Annotated in this window: 12 protein-coding genes and 1 pseudogene; 7 read left to right on the forward strand and 6 right to left on the reverse strand. The window is 64.0% G+C overall.

Going from position 1 to position 13,253, the window contains the following annotated elements; translation table 11 throughout:
* Positions 1–922: pseudogene (locus HCZ87_RS16375) on the forward strand (DNA primase); the annotation flags it as partial.
* A gap of 165 nt (positions 923–1,087) precedes the next feature.
* Positions 1,088–3,085, forward strand: a complete 1,998-nt coding sequence (rpoD, locus tag HCZ87_RS16380; protein ID WP_167645420.1) for an RNA polymerase sigma factor RpoD — start codon at positions 1,088–1,090, stop codon at positions 3,083–3,085.
* A 93-nt stretch (positions 3,086–3,178) separates the two neighbouring features.
* Here rpoD and HCZ87_RS16385 read toward each other — a convergent pair whose 3' ends face one another.
* Both HCZ87_RS16385 and HCZ87_RS16390 read right to left on the reverse strand, forming a co-directional pair.
* The gene (locus HCZ87_RS16385; protein WP_167645421.1) at positions 3,179–3,799 is read right to left on the reverse strand and encodes a cysteine hydrolase family protein; all 621 of its coding nucleotides are present in this window, start codon (positions 3,797–3,799) and stop codon (positions 3,179–3,181) included.
* The gene (locus HCZ87_RS16390) at positions 3,796–4,245 is read right to left on the reverse strand and encodes a MarR family winged helix-turn-helix transcriptional regulator (protein ID WP_167645423.1); all 450 of its coding nucleotides are present in this window, start codon (positions 4,243–4,245) and stop codon (positions 3,796–3,798) included. The genes HCZ87_RS16385 and HCZ87_RS16390 overlap by 4 nt, the downstream gene beginning before the upstream one ends.
* Positions 4,246–4,480: 235 nt before the next feature.
* Between HCZ87_RS16390 and HCZ87_RS16395 the strand changes: the two genes are divergently transcribed.
* Positions 4,481–4,951, forward strand: coding sequence for a hypothetical protein (locus HCZ87_RS16395; RefSeq protein ID WP_167645425.1), 471 nt, complete (start codon positions 4,481–4,483; stop codon positions 4,949–4,951).
* Between the two features lie 33 nt (positions 4,952–4,984).
* On the opposite strand, the gene HCZ87_RS16400 is transcribed toward HCZ87_RS16395, so the two are convergent.
* The gene (locus HCZ87_RS16400) at positions 4,985–5,293 is read right to left on the reverse strand and encodes a hypothetical protein (protein WP_167645427.1); all 309 of its coding nucleotides are present in this window, start codon (positions 5,291–5,293) and stop codon (positions 4,985–4,987) included.
* A 321-nt stretch (positions 5,294–5,614) separates the two neighbouring features.
* Here HCZ87_RS16400 and nrdR point away from each other — a divergent pair, with 321 nt between their 5' ends.
* A complete protein-coding gene (nrdR, locus tag HCZ87_RS16405; protein WP_167645429.1) occupies positions 5,615–6,082 on the forward strand; it encodes a transcriptional regulator NrdR in 468 nt (155 codons plus the stop codon).
* A gap of 26 nt (positions 6,083–6,108) precedes the next feature.
* Entirely contained in the window at positions 6,109–7,215 is a 1,107-nt protein-coding gene (gene ribD, locus HCZ87_RS16410) for a bifunctional diaminohydroxyphosphoribosylaminopyrimidine deaminase/5-amino-6-(5-phosphoribosylamino)uracil reductase RibD (RefSeq protein ID WP_303048854.1), read from the forward strand.
* 67 nt (positions 7,216–7,282) lie between these two features.
* Here the strand turns inward: ribD and HCZ87_RS16415 are convergent, their stop codons facing one another.
* The 3 genes from HCZ87_RS16415 to HCZ87_RS16425 all read right to left on the reverse strand — a co-directional run bounded on the left by HCZ87_RS16415 (position 7,283) and on the right by HCZ87_RS16425 (position 11,852).
* The gene (locus tag HCZ87_RS16415) at positions 7,283–9,322 is read right to left on the reverse strand and encodes a capsular polysaccharide biosynthesis protein (protein WP_167645431.1); all 2,040 of its coding nucleotides are present in this window, start codon (positions 9,320–9,322) and stop codon (positions 7,283–7,285) included.
* Between the two features lie 7 nt (positions 9,323–9,329).
* Positions 9,330–10,421, reverse strand: a complete 1,092-nt coding sequence (locus HCZ87_RS16420) for a polysaccharide biosynthesis/export family protein (RefSeq protein WP_175582300.1) — start codon at positions 10,419–10,421, stop codon at positions 9,330–9,332.
* 138 nt (positions 10,422–10,559) lie between these two features.
* The gene (locus HCZ87_RS16425; RefSeq protein ID WP_167645435.1) at positions 10,560–11,852 is read right to left on the reverse strand and encodes a capsule biosynthesis protein; all 1,293 of its coding nucleotides are present in this window, start codon (positions 11,850–11,852) and stop codon (positions 10,560–10,562) included.
* Between the two features lie 234 nt (positions 11,853–12,086).
* Here HCZ87_RS16425 and HCZ87_RS16430 point away from each other — a divergent pair, with 234 nt between their 5' ends.
* Positions 12,087–12,674, forward strand: coding sequence for a riboflavin synthase (locus tag HCZ87_RS16430; protein WP_167645437.1), 588 nt, complete (start codon positions 12,087–12,089; stop codon positions 12,672–12,674).
* The coding region (locus HCZ87_RS16435) for a hypothetical protein (protein ID WP_167645439.1) at positions 12,674–13,253 on the forward strand (580 nt) is incomplete at its 3' end. The genes HCZ87_RS16430 and HCZ87_RS16435, both read left to right, overlap by 1 nt.

Below are 13,253 nucleotides of genomic sequence, written 5' to 3' on the forward strand. Positions count from 1 at the left end.
GGTGTTGGAGCAGGCCATCCCGATGGTGCGGCTCCTATGGCAGCGCGAGACCGAGGGGCGCGTCTTTGACAGCCCGGAGCGCAAGGCGGCGCTGGACAAATCCCTGCGCGAAAAGATCAAACTGATCCGCGATCCCTCGATCCGCATGCATTACGCCAATGATATCAAAGAGCTGCGCTTTCAGCTCTTTCGCGGCAATCGCGGCGCGGGCGGGCAGGGGGCTTCCGGCTATGGTCTGCGTCAGGGCGGCTATAAATCGGGCTCCCGCGCGGCTGGCGGATTTCGGGACGGCAGCCGGACGCCATGGGGCGCACCGCCACCGCCGCGCGCCACCACCCGCGCCTCGATCGTGGCCGGGGCGGAAGAACGCGACTTTGCCCGGGTGCGCGAGGCGGTGATCCTGGCCACCGCGATCACCACGCCGACGGTGATCCCGGAGTTCGAGATCAACCTGGAGCGGCTTCAGTGTCAGGACCCGGACCACGCCCATCTGCGCGATCTTGTGTTGCGCTACGGGATTGACGCGCCGGAGCGACTTTGCGATGAAATTGCGATGGCTTTGGGCCCGGATGCTCTTGAAAACCTGCTGTCGCTGCGCCATGTGGCAATTAGCCCCTGCGTGCGCAAACCTGGCGATCTGGATATGGCCAGCCTGACCCTGGCCGAGGAATTCGCGAAACTCGAAAGCATTGCCGGGCTGCATGCCGAACTGGCCGAAGCCGAGCAAGATCTGGATGGGCTGGCGGATGAGGCGCTGACCTGGCGTTTGCGTCAGGCCGCGGAGGCCCGCAACCGGGCCATACGTAGCGAGAATGAGGATAAGGCAACATATGACGTGGGCGAAAACGGGGCGCGGCTCAACCGGGATGAACGCGATGCCTTTGGCGCCCTGCTCGACCGAATCGGTTTCAACAGCAAGTGACAGAATCCGCCGCGATTCGGGCCGTTAACTGTGGCCGGGACGCCGCGATGTGACGTTTTGCTAAAGAAGCCTAGAGAAAAATTGGGTAAACGGGGTGACGAATCAGATGACCGCGCTAATGATTCGCCCCACCGAATCGCCCGCAGCCCCGTAGAGGAGCATTGAATGGCCGCCAAAGATACCGACGACCGCAAGCCAGACAACCAAGACGCCGACGTGTCGCTCGACATGAGCCAGGCCAATGTCAAGAAGATGATCGCAGAGGCCCGTGAAAAGGGCTACATCACCTACGATCAGCTCAACCAGGTCTTGCCGCCGGATCAGGTCTCCTCCGAACAGATCGAGGACGTCATGTCCATGCTGTCGGAAATGGGCATCAACATCATCGAGGATGAAGAGGCCGAGGAGGAGGAGAACAAAGGCTCCACCGAACTGGTTTCGACCGAATCCAACCGCGAGGTTGCGGTGGCCGGTGCCGGCGCCGAGAAGCTGGACCGCACCGACGATCCGGTGCGCATGTATCTGCGCGAGATGGGCTCGGTCGAGCTTTTGTCGCGCGAGGGCGAAATTGCCATCGCCAAGCGCATCGAGGCCGGTCGCAACACCATGATCCTCGGGCTCTGCGAGAGCCCGCTGACCTTTCAGGCGATCACCATCTGGCACGACGAACTTCTGTCCGAGGATATTCTGCTGCGCGACGTCATCGACCTGGAGGCCACCTTTGGCAACCAGCTGGATGAGGACGGCGAGGGCGTGGCGGAACCGGTGGTTGATGCCAGCGGCGTGACGGCGAAACCGGAGAAGGACAAGGATGCCGGCCCGGAGCTGGACGCCGACGGCAATCCGATCCTGAACAATGACGACGACGATGACGATGACGACGAACAGGCCAATATGTCCCTCGCCGCCATGGAAGCGGCGCTGAAGGACCGGGTTCTGGAAACGCTGGAGCGGATCTCCAGCGATTTTGCCAAATTGTCGGAAATGCAGGATCTGCGGATCTCGGCGACGCTGAACGAGGATGGCTCCTTCTCCAAGACCGACGAGGCCACCTATCAGAAGCTGCGTTCGGAAATCGTCGAACTGGTGAACGGGCTGCATCTGCACAACAACCGGATCGAAGCGCTGATTGACCAGCTCTATGGCATCAACCGCCGGGTGATGCAGATCGACAGCGCCATGGTCAAGCTGGCCGACCAGGCCCGCATCAACCGTCGTGAATTCGTCGATGCCTATCGTGGCCGCGAGCTGGACCCGAACTGGATGGCCGAAATGGCCGAAAAGCCGGGCCGGGGCTGGCAGATGTTTATCGAACGCTCCTCCGACAAGGCCGAAGAACTGCGCAACGACATGGCGCAGGTCGGGCAATACGTCGGGCTTGATATCTCTGAATTCCGCCGCATCGTGCAGCAGGTTCAAAAAGGCGAGAAAGAAGCCCGCCAGGCCAAGAAGGAAATGGTCGAGGCCAACCTGCGTCTGGTGATCTCGATTGCCAAGAAATACACCAACCGCGGGTTGCAATTCCTTGATCTCATTCAGGAAGGCAACATCGGCCTGATGAAGGCGGTGGATAAATTCGAATATCGTCGCGGCTATAAATTCTCGACCTATGCGACCTGGTGGATCCGTCAGGCGATCACCCGGTCGATCGCCGATCAGGCGCGCACCATCCGTATCCCGGTGCATATGATCGAGACCATCAACAAGCTGGTGCGCACCGGTCGTCAGATGCTGCATGAAATCGGCCGCGAGCCGACGCCGGAAGAGCTGGCCGAAAAGCTCCAAATGCCGCTGGAAAAGGTCCGCAAGGTGATGAAAATCGCCAAGGAGCCGATCTCCCTTGAAACGCCCATCGGCGACGAGGAAGACAGCCAGCTGGGTGATTTCATCGAGGACAAGAATGCCGTGCTGCCGCTCGACAGCGCCATTCAGGAAAACCTCAAGGAAACCACCACCCGCGTGCTGGCCTCGCTCACCCCGCGCGAGGAACGGGTTCTGCGGATGCGCTTTGGCATCGGCATGAACACCGACCACACGCTCGAAGAAGTTGGCCAGCAGTTCAGCGTGACCCGCGAGCGGATCCGCCAGATCGAGGCCAAGGCCCTGCGCAAGCTGAAACACCCCAGCCGGTCGCGCAAGCTGCGCAGCTTCCTGGATCAGTAAGCCCCGAGCCCTCGGGATCAAATGCAGAAAAGGCGCCCCTTGTTGGGCGCCTTTTTCGTTTGGCTCTTGTGGTTTGGCGGCGTTCACACTGCGTTATTGCAAGATTGCCCCGCTGTCGGCCATCCGCTGCTCGGCGCGCGCCGTGGCGCCTGCGGCCAGGCTGCCGCCTTTGAGCACCGTCACCGCATAGCCCCTGTTGCGCGCCGCCAGCGCGGTCTTGTGGACGCAGTAGTTGAAATCCAGCCCCAGAATGCGCAGCCGCCCTACGTTCAGCTCTGCCAGAAGCCGATCCAGCTCGCCGGTGTCGAATGCGTCCTGCACCCGTTTCACCACCACATGATCCGCCAACCCGGCAAAGGGGGCGGCGATCTCTGTGCCGGCGCTGCCTTCAATGGCCTGACCTTTCATGAACAGCCGCGCCAGCAGCTTGCTGGAGGGCAGGGACCATTCCTGCCGCACCGCCACCACCGGCAGGCCCTGCGCCTTTGCGGCTTTGATCTCGTCCAGGATGACCTCTTGCGCGGCGGATTTGGCCGCCTCGTCATAGGGGCCGCTGTCCCAGAACACCGTTTGCAGATCGACGAGCAGCAAGGCCGTCTTGTCCCGCGCGCCGATTTTTGTGCCACGGCTGACCACGCCAATGCGCCATGCCGCATAGAAAAGCACAAGGAAGGCGCCCAGAACCGCCGCGCCAACTATATAGGCGAATATCATTCTGCCTCTCCTGCCAGTGTTTTCAGTTTTGCGGTCACCGCGTGAACGACCCGCAGTGCGCTTGCCACCTCCGCGTCGGAAAAACCCGCGCCCATGGCTGCCATCAGATCCATTTCCTTTTGGGTGATGTCGCGGATCAGCTCGCGCCCCTGATCGCTCAGCCCCACAAGCGGCGAACGCTTGTGGCGGGGGTTTGGCTGCTGCACGGTAAAGCCCGACGCCAGGGTCTCATTCACCATCAGCTGCACATATTGCCGCTGGATATCGAGCCTGGCGGCGATCTCGGGAACCGGCATCGCCCCATGGGCCAGCAGCATTTCCAACACCGCCCGCATGCGCACCGTCAGGCCTGTGTCGGTCAGGCCCCGCTCGACACAGGCCTCCGCCGCCTGCATCAGCGGGCGGGACATCCAGACAAGCTCGTAAAGGGTTTGTGCCTTGTTCATGACATCATATATGTCATAATGACATTAATAATGTCAACTATCCGAAGGCAACGCCCGGCCGTATCGTGCCCCGCGTGGCGCTGGCCTGCCAGTGTTCCATTTGACCGATCCACAATGGCGGCGGTGCAGGGCTTGGCAGCCGCGGTCGCAGATCCTACATAGGACAGAGGGGCACGCCCCAAAGATTTTCGCCCAGGCCCGCGATCTCAGCCGGGCCCAAGCCAAGGATACTTTCATGCCTGTTTTCCGTTCTTCCGCGCTGTCGCTGCTCTCTCTCGGGCTGGGCGCGGGGCTGCTTCTGTCTGGCTGTGACCAGATCGCCGAGCAGGCCGCGGCGGATCGGGCCAAGGGGCTCTACTTCGTGGCCGAAGCTCAGGCCAAGGTCTACCCAGCGCCCGGTGGTGGCTTTGAGGTGGTGCCGCCGATCGGCTCGGATGGCGCGCGCTATTGGTGCGCCGCTTCGCGCTATGCCCAACAGGCGTTGGGCGCGGCGTGGTCGCAGGATATCTATGTCAAACGAGGCCTCGCCCTGGGCGAGGTTTCCGGGCGGATCAATACGGTGGTCTTCACCCTCGATCCGGTGGCGCGTGAAACACCGCAGCCGCTCGTGCGGCGCATCTATAGCTTCAAGCCGGGCGATGCGCTCAGCGTTGCCTCTGCCGACAGCTATTGCAACGAGATGCCGCCGCTGCTGTCGGGCTTCTGATCGCCTGTTTGCGCTGTTGGGACGCGCGCGGCGCTAGTCTGCGGCGCCTCGGCGCGGGCCGGGAAAGGCAATGATCTCGGCGCTTTGGCCGTTGCCGAGCGTTTCTTCCAACAGGGCCAGGGCTGCCGCATTCGGGGCGCGGCCACCGTCGGGGCGGAACAGATCCCGCGCTTTGCGGCGCAACATCGCCCGGGTTTCCTGCGGGTCCATCCGCATCAGATCCTGCTCATGTTCGCGCAATGCGGTGATCAGGAACGAATTGACCTCTGTCATCGTTCCCAAGGTCTCAAGTTTTTCGTCAAGCACGCGCAATGCGCCCGTGACGTCGTTGTTTCCGCTCATTCCACCCCCCGGTGATGATCTGCAACAGCCGCCTCCCAAAGCGACACCCAGGGCCAGTTTAGACTTAATTTACCTTCTGCAAACAGGGATCACGTTGTTTTATGGTTAATTTTACGTAACGAGCGCAGAGGCGCGCCAAATACCGCGCGAAAGCTGTCCCATTTCGCCCGTCGAGACCCCGCCATCCTTACCGCGCTCTCACCGACAAGGTCTAGCGGTGTGATTTCTCCTCTACCCAAACCCTAGCTGCTCCCCTATAGTTGTGGATAACTGCGCCAGTCCGCGCACAAGAACTGTTACCATGAGGAAGGGAGCCGGCAGATGCGCTGCCCGTTTTGCGGAAGTGTCGAGTCGCAAGTGAAGGATTCACGCCCGGCGGAGGATCACGTCGCCATTCGCCGTCGCCGGTTCTGTCCGGCCTGCGGCGGTCGTTTCACCACCTATGAGCGGGTGCAGCTGCGCGATCTCGTGGTGGTCAAAACCAATGGCCGCCGCGAGGATTTCGACCGCGACAAGCTGGAACGCTCGATCCGCATCTCCATGCAGAAACGTCCGGTCGATCCCGAGCGCATTGATCAGATGATCTCCGGCATCGTGCGGCGGCTGGAAAGCATGGGCGACACCGATATTCCATCGAAAAAGATCGGCGAGATCGTGATGGAGGCGCTGGCCCGGATCGACACCGTGGCCTATGTTCGCTTTGCCAGCGTCTACAAGAATTTTCAGGCGGCGGATGATTTTGAGGATTTCGTACACGAGCTGCGCCCGCCGGAGCCGCCCGAAGCCTGACCGCCGTCTCCAAGTCGGGAAAGCCCATGTCCGTGACCACATCCGATGACCGCTTTATGGCGCTGGCCCTGTCGCTCGGGCGGCGCGGGCAGGGGCGCTGCTGGCCCAACCCCGCAGTGGGCTGCGTGATCGTTCAACAGGGCCGCGTGGTGGGCCGGGGCTGGACCCAGCCCGGTGGCCGCCCCCATGCCGAACCCATGGCGCTGGCGCAGGCGGGCAATGCCGCACGCGGCGCCACCGCCTATGTCAGCCTCGAACCCTGCGCCCATCACGGCAAGACGCCCCCCTGTGCCCAGGCGCTGATCGACGCGGGCGTGGCGCGCGTGGTTGCCGCGATCGAAGACAGCGATCCGCGCGTCAGCGGCCAGGGCCTGGCGATGTTGCGCCAGGCTGGCATCACCGTCACCACCGGGCTGCGCAGCGATGAGGCCGCCTTTGACCACGAAGGTTTCTTTCTGAAAACCGAACAGGGCCGCCCCTTTGTGACCCTGAAACTCGCCGCCAGTTTCGACGGGCGCATCGCCACCGGATCAGGCCAGAGCAAATGGATCACCGGGCCCGAGGCGCGCCGTGTCGTGCATGCTATGCGGGCCCGCCATGACGCGGTGATGGTCGGCGCGGGCACTGCGCGGGCGGATGACCCGTCGCTGACGGTGCGCGACCTCGGCATCGATGCGCAGCCCGCACGGGTGGTGGTCTCGCGCCACCTCGACCTGCCGCTGATGGGCCAGCTCGCCCGCAGCGCCAGGGACATCCCGCTCTACCTGTGTCACGGGATCGGGGCCGACAGCGAGCGCATCCGCGCCTGGCAGGGGCTGGGCGCCAGGCTTCTGCCCTGCGCCACCCTCGGCACCCAGCTGGACCCGCATGATCTGCTGCAACAGCTGGGGCAGGCGGGGCTGACGCGGGTGTTCTGCGAGGGCGGCAGCGCGCTGGCGGCGACGCTTCTGGCGCATGATCTGGTGGACGAGCTGATCGGCTTCACCGCCGGGGTGAGCATCGGCGCCGAAGGGCTGCCCGCCATCGGTGCCCTCGGCATCGGTCGGCTGCAAGACGCCCCCCGGTTTACCCTGATCGAGACCCGCGCCATCGGCCCTGACATCCTGCACCGCTGGCGCCGCCCCGAGTCCTAGATACCGCCCGCCCTCTTCATCTTTTTATAAATATCCCGGAGCGCGAGGCAGAGCCTCGCATCCGCTCTCACCGCCAGAGCGGCGCAAAGGAGGCAAACAGCCCCTGAAGCTTGGACAGGCTGCGGTTCACCTGTCCCGGCGCGGGCAGATCGCCCGAGATCAGCCGATCCACCGCCACTTCGGGCGGGCAGGGCAGGCCGGAGACCGGGTCGAAATAGCGTGGATAATCAATCAGCGCAGCATGGGCGAGGCTGAGGATCCCGGGCCGCGCATCGCGCCAATGGGGTGCCTCCAGCCGGTCGCGGGTCAGCCCCCAGCCGGCATAGAACGGCAGCCCGACACAGGTCACCGGCACCCGACGCAGCAGCGCCTCGAACCCCAGGAGCGAGGTCATCGTCCAGACCTCATCAACACTGTCGATCAGGGCCGCCGGATTGGCCTGCTCCGCCACCACATCGGCCCAGGTCTCGGCGGATTTGATCCGCCCCTTGCGCAGGCCCGCCTCCACATCCGGGTGCGGCTTATAGATGATCACCGCATTGGGGCGCGCCGCGCGCACCGCCTGCAAGAGCTTCATATTGCTGTTGATCTTGCCCGCGCCCAGCCGGATCGAGGCATCGTCCTCGACCTGCCCGGGCACCAGCACCCGATGGCCCTTCGGCAGCTCGGGGAGATCGCCGTCGAGGTTATATTTCGTCACCTCATGTTTGATCAGCCGCATCACCAGCGTCTCGATCCGGCGCTCCTGCTGCGGTGTCAGACGCACCCGCTCGCGGATCAGATCGTCAAGGTCGCTCTGGCGGCTGGGGTCGTAATAGATCCCCTGGCGATCCAGCACCAGCGACAGGGGCGGCACCAACTCGGCCCCCAGCCCGCGCGAGCGCAGAAAGCCATCCTCCAGCCGATAGGCCCCGGCGTGGCGCTCGTCGGCCTTGCCCGCCCAGACCATCCAGTTCTTGCCGCTCTTCTTGGCGCTCGCGGCATCCTTGGCAAAGCTCATGCGTTTGTGCTGGCCAAAGAGCTGCTGCAAGGGCCTGCGTTTCCACAGGCGCATTTCCGACCCGCTCCAGCCCACCCGATCCTCGCGCCAGGCCCGTACCCGGGCCTCCAGCCCGTCGATCACCTGCTCCAGTTCGCAGAGGCGATCATGATAGGGGTCGTACCAGGTCGGATAGAGGATCATCGCGGCGGCAAAGAGCTGCGCCCGGGTCAGGCGGCGGTTGCGCCCCGGCGGCGGGAATTCATCCTGCGTCAGCCCCCATCCGGCATAAAACGGCTGGCCAAAGACGCGCGGATTGTGACCGGCCATGATGGCCTCGAACCCCAGCTGCGACGACAGCGTATAGACGCCGATCGCCCCTTCCAGCAGCAGATGCGGCGAGACCGGCGCGTCAAAAAGCTCCACCCGGTCACTGGCGTCACGGGCGCTGAAATAGCCGGGGCGGTGGCCCGCGCGACTTTCGGGATGGGTCTTGATCAACACCCTTGCGCCGGGGTTTTCCTCCTGCGCAAAGGCCAGCATTTCATGAAACCGCCCCTGATCGGCGCCGGGAAAGGGCACCGAAGCCTTGACCGAGGCATCGCCGTGCAGCTGGTCGATCACCAGCACATAGCCGGGCTCGGGCGGTGGCACATCGGGGTGAAAGGCGTTGTATTTACTCAGATGCGCATCTTGCAGCCGCGCCATGGCATCGCGCGCACGGCGCATCAGGGCGCTGTCATCCAGGGGGGCGGTCTTCAGCAGGGTGACCAGATCGCTGGACAGGATCGGGTCAAAATGCACGCCGCTGCGATCAATCAGCAACCCGGTCGGCGGCTCGCCATCGCGCCCCGGCAGGATCGAGCGCAGGAAGGCATCTTCAATGCGCAGCAGGGGGGCGTTATGCTCCTTGGCGATTTTCTTGCCGCGATGGGCGGTGGGGCTGTCGCCCCAGATGCCGACCAGATCGCCCTCCCTGGGCAGGCCAAGGCGGATGTCATAGCCGGCGAGCTCCAGAATGCGCCGCACCCGGCGCTGGGTCAGAAACCCGCCGTTATAGACAAAAAGCCGGGAGCGATCGCTCCCGGTTTCCTGTGCATCTGGATGCCGCTTTGGCCAGAGGGTCATAATGTGATCAGCCGCCGAACAGCGTCTCGACACTCGCGGCGGTAGAGACCGGGCTGACCAGCAGCGACAGGGTTTTGGTCCACTGCGCATAGGGGGCTTCGGTGACATAGATGGTGTCGCCATCGCGGATGACAAAATCCCGCGCGATGAACAGCCCGTTGGGCTGGGTCAGGTTCAGCACGTAGATCATCCGCTGTGCGCCCACCAGATCGTCGCGCCCCAGCACCTGGTTGGAGACTTCCGCCGCCTCGTTGCGGAACACAAAGACGCCGGTCGGATCAGAGGCGGTGGCAATCAGGCCACCGACCTGGGCAATGGCTTCCAGCGCCGAGAGGTTCTGGGATTCAAAAGGCACGCGGGCCTGGGCGGCGGTGGCGCCAAGCGCGGTAAAGGCGCGGGTGTCGGCCTCCACCAGGATCTTGTCGCCATTGCGCAGGGCGATATCCAGCTCCGGGTGATCGTAAAGATCCTCAAACCAGATCTTGCCGGTTTCATTGCCCCGAATGACCGAAACCTGAGCGATTTCCGGCTCGATCACCACGCCACCGGCGCGCGCCAGCATCGCCGAGAGCGTCCGCGTGGGCCGTTCGATCGGATAGACCCCCTGGCCGCCGACCGCACCGGTCAGGCTGACGGTGGAGCCATCCCCGGCAATGCGGCGCACCTGCACCTGCGGGTCCGGGGTCTGATCTTCGAGCTTCTTGGTGATCGCTTCGCGCAGCTGATCCGGGGTGTTGCCCGAGGCGCGCACGCGGCCTGCATAGGGCACAAAGATATAGCCCGCGCCATCGACCTGCACCTCTTCCAGCGGGGTGGCATTGGCACCGGCGCTGGCCAGCAGGCCATCATCGACGTTTTCCCAGATGGTCAGCCCCAGCACATCACCCGGGCGGATAATGTCGGAGGTCAGCACGGCGGCCTTGCTGAACTGATCGGAAAAGCCAAGCGCAGGCACCACGGCAGTGGCGCGTGCCACCCGATCATTGACGGCGACGACAAAGGCATCGCCCTGTTTTTGCACCGAACCAGCAAAGATCTGGCGTTTGTTCGGGCCGACTTTGGGAAGCCCGCAGGATGCGGCCAGGGCGACCGCAGCCATCAGGGCCACGGGGCGAGCCCATCGAAATTGCGTGGGTTTCACTGCTCGGTCTCCTCGACCTATGTTTATTTTGCCTCAAGTTTTGAGTGCAAATTAGCGCAGTGTCACGCAAAAATCCAGTCTGGGGTGCATCGGGACTCAGGTCACGGCCCGCAAGTGTTGCCGAGGCGCTGCTGTCCCGGCCAGAAGCGCGTCATAGGGATCATCGGCCGCCAGCATCATATCCACCACCTGACGCAGCAATTGTCGCCGCCCGGAGCGCGAGTAAAACCCGCCGGGCAGCTGCGAGGTTTCCAGCAGATAGCGGCGATATTGCTTGTAGGCGCGCCCATCAGGGCGGGCGGGCGCGGCAAAGAAGGTGGCGAGATCCTGGGTGGAGACGAACTCCGGCTTGTCATAGACCGCATCGCCAAAGACCTTGAGCGGCAGCCCCCGCCAGAGCACCTGCTGCCCGGCGGTGGAATTCACCGTGACGGCGGTGCGCGCCTCGTTGAGCAGGGCGGCCAGCTTGCCGCCGCGCACGTAATGCACGCGGTGGGCGACATCATGGGCGCGGGCCAGACGGCGCAGCTCGCGCCGGATTGGCACCCGGCCATCCTCCAGCGGATGCGCCTTGATCACCAGATGGTGGTGGCGCGGCGCGCCCTCGGCAAAACCGGTGATCACCCGTTCCAGGAATTCGGTCATGGTGGAGAAGGGCGAATGGGTCTGAAAGGCGCTGTCATGCTCCAGTTGCAGCAGCGCCAGATGATAGGGAAAGCCGCCGCCCTGAATGCGCGCGGTGGCAATGCGCCGGTCCAGCGCCTGCAACGGCATCATCAGCAGGCGTTTGATATAAAGCTGAAATTCCTTGGTCACCGAGAGCGCGCGATGGGGGCGGAAGTTGCGATAGCTCTGGTTCCAGAACATCACGAACCAATGATAGAGCGCGCCATAGATCACATGCTGGCGGGTGTCGCCCCAATGGGCGGGGGGCAGCGGCATTTCCAGCTCGCTGCGCGCCAGCGCCTGTTCCATCTCCGGCACCTGCATCTGCATCAGGCGGGAATGGCCGTTGGAGCCGCCGCGCTCATAGGTGACCCAATAGGGCCGCAGGTAGCCCTCTTCAAAGACATGCACGGTGAGGCCACGATCCCGGGCGATTTCAACCGCCTGCGCATGGATCGGGCGGGTATCGCCATAAAGCACGATATCCGTCACGGCATGGCGCTCCAGCAGCTCGGTGAAGCGGGCGGGCCAGTGCTCGGGGGCCTCGGTATAGGGGATATAGGTTTTGCGCTCGGGCCAGAACACCCGGTCGCCGGCGTTGAACCCCACCCGATGCACCTGACAGCCAGCGCTGCGCAGGATCCGCCCCAGGGCGCCAAAGAAGGGCCCATGCGGGCCTTGCAGGAACAGGAAGCTGCGGGTCTCTGCGGGCGGGGGCAGCATGGGCGGCGCGGGTCCTTTGGTTGCTGGCAGCCGTTGGGCAGGTCCGCATCGGGGGATCGTGAAACAGCTGCAAAAAATCTGGGCGTGGTTCAAATCTGTTAACGCCAATCTAGGGCGAAACTATGACCAGATGCTTACCCAGGGCAAGCGCCCTCTTGAGCCTTGCCGCGCCAGGGGCTAGCTCTGGAGCGGAAGCGGCGCCCGCGCGGCGCCGGAACAGGAAGGAGACCAGCCATGTTCACCGGGATCATCACCGATGTGGGAACCATCATCGAGCTGGAGCAGCAGGGCGACCTGCGGGCGCGGATCCAGACCAGCTATGACACCTCCGGCATCGACATGGGCGCCTCGATCGCCTCGGATGGGGTCTGCCTGACCGTGGTGGCGCTGGGGCCGGATTGGTACGATGTGCAGATCTCGGCGGAGACCGTCTCCAAGACCAATCTCGGCGCCTGGGCGATGGGCAAGCGGGTCAATCTGGAACGCGCCCTCAAGGTCGGCGACGAGCTGGGCGGTCATATTGTATCGGGCCATGTGGATGGGGTCGCCGAGGTGGTGGCGATCCGCGAGGAGGGCGACAGCACCCGCGTCACCCTGCGCGCGCCCAAGACGCTGGCGCGTTTTATCGCGCCCAAGGGCTCGGTGGCGCTGAACGGTACATCGCTGACGGTGAACGAGGTGGAGGGCTGCGATTTCGGCATCAATTTCATCCCGCACACCAAGGAGGTGACCAGCTGGGGCGATGTCAGCCTTGGCGATCAGGTCAACCTGGAGATCGACACGCTGGCCCGCTATGTGGCGCGCTTGCAGGAGACATTGTGATGACGCACGCGGGTCTGGGACATAACGGCGGGCCGAGCATGGAGCCGGGACGGGTCTGGCGCACCCATGCCTGGCGCTCGGCGCAGAAGAAACTGATGCCCAATACCATCCCCAAGCTGGTGTTGCAGATGCGGATCAAGCGGGCGGCAGAGCTGGGCATGGATTACAAGACCTATGCCAAGGTGCGCCAGACCTCGGGGCAGGATGTGCTGGGGCTGCTGTTTTCCTCCAACGCGCTACGGCTGTTTGGCAACCCGATGCTGCCAGAGCCCGAGGGCGCGGTCCTGGCAGAGGTGTCCGGCGCCAGCCGTCTGGCGCTGGTCCACCGCCCGTTGCAGCCCGCACGGGTGCTGGCGGCAAATGCCATGCTGGATGCCACGGGCCAGGCGCCGGTCTTTACCGAGGGCTGGGGCGCGATGCGCGCCAGGCTGCAAGGCGTGATGCAGGAGCGCGGTCTCTCTGGCGCTTCGGTGGTGGTGATTGGCGACGCGCCGCTGGAACAGGAATGGAGCGCAGCCGGGCGCACGGCGGCCTATTTGACGGCGGCGGAGTATTTCAGGGGCGTGGCGGCAAGCCGAT

Source organism: Phaeobacter sp. HF9A (assembly GCF_011806385.1).
Classification (GTDB): domain Bacteria; phylum Pseudomonadota; class Alphaproteobacteria; order Rhodobacterales; family Rhodobacteraceae; genus Epibacterium.

Bases quoted from the DNA above. Each gene is read 5' to 3' on its own strand.
- rpoD (WP_167645420.1), top strand. From the start codon at position 1,088: ATGGCCGCCAAAGATACCGACGACCGCAAGCCAGACAACCAAGACGCC.
- HCZ87_RS16385 (WP_167645421.1), bottom strand. From the start codon at position 3,799: ATGATATTCGCCTATATAGTTGGCGCGGCGGTTCTGGGCGCCTTCCTT.
- HCZ87_RS16390 (WP_167645423.1), bottom strand. From the start codon at position 4,245: ATGAACAAGGCACAAACCCTTTACGAGCTTGTCTGGATGTCCCGCCCG.
- HCZ87_RS16395 (WP_167645425.1), top strand. From the start codon at position 4,481: ATGCCTGTTTTCCGTTCTTCCGCGCTGTCGCTGCTCTCTCTCGGGCTG.
- HCZ87_RS16400 (WP_167645427.1), bottom strand. From the start codon at position 5,293: ATGAGCGGAAACAACGACGTCACGGGCGCATTGCGCGTGCTTGACGAA.
- nrdR (WP_167645429.1), top strand. From the start codon at position 5,615: ATGCGCTGCCCGTTTTGCGGAAGTGTCGAGTCGCAAGTGAAGGATTCA.
- ribD (WP_303048854.1), top strand. From the start codon at position 6,109: ATGTCCGTGACCACATCCGATGACCGCTTTATGGCGCTGGCCCTGTCG.
- HCZ87_RS16415 (WP_167645431.1), bottom strand. From the start codon at position 9,322: ATGACCCTCTGGCCAAAGCGGCATCCAGATGCACAGGAAACCGGGAGC.
- HCZ87_RS16420 (WP_175582300.1), bottom strand. From the start codon at position 10,421: ATGGCTGCGGTCGCCCTGGCCGCATCCTGCGGGCTTCCCAAAGTCGGC.
- HCZ87_RS16425 (WP_167645435.1), bottom strand. From the start codon at position 11,852: ATGCTGCCCCCGCCCGCAGAGACCCGCAGCTTCCTGTTCCTGCAAGGC.
- HCZ87_RS16430 (WP_167645437.1), top strand. From the start codon at position 12,087: ATGTTCACCGGGATCATCACCGATGTGGGAACCATCATCGAGCTGGAG.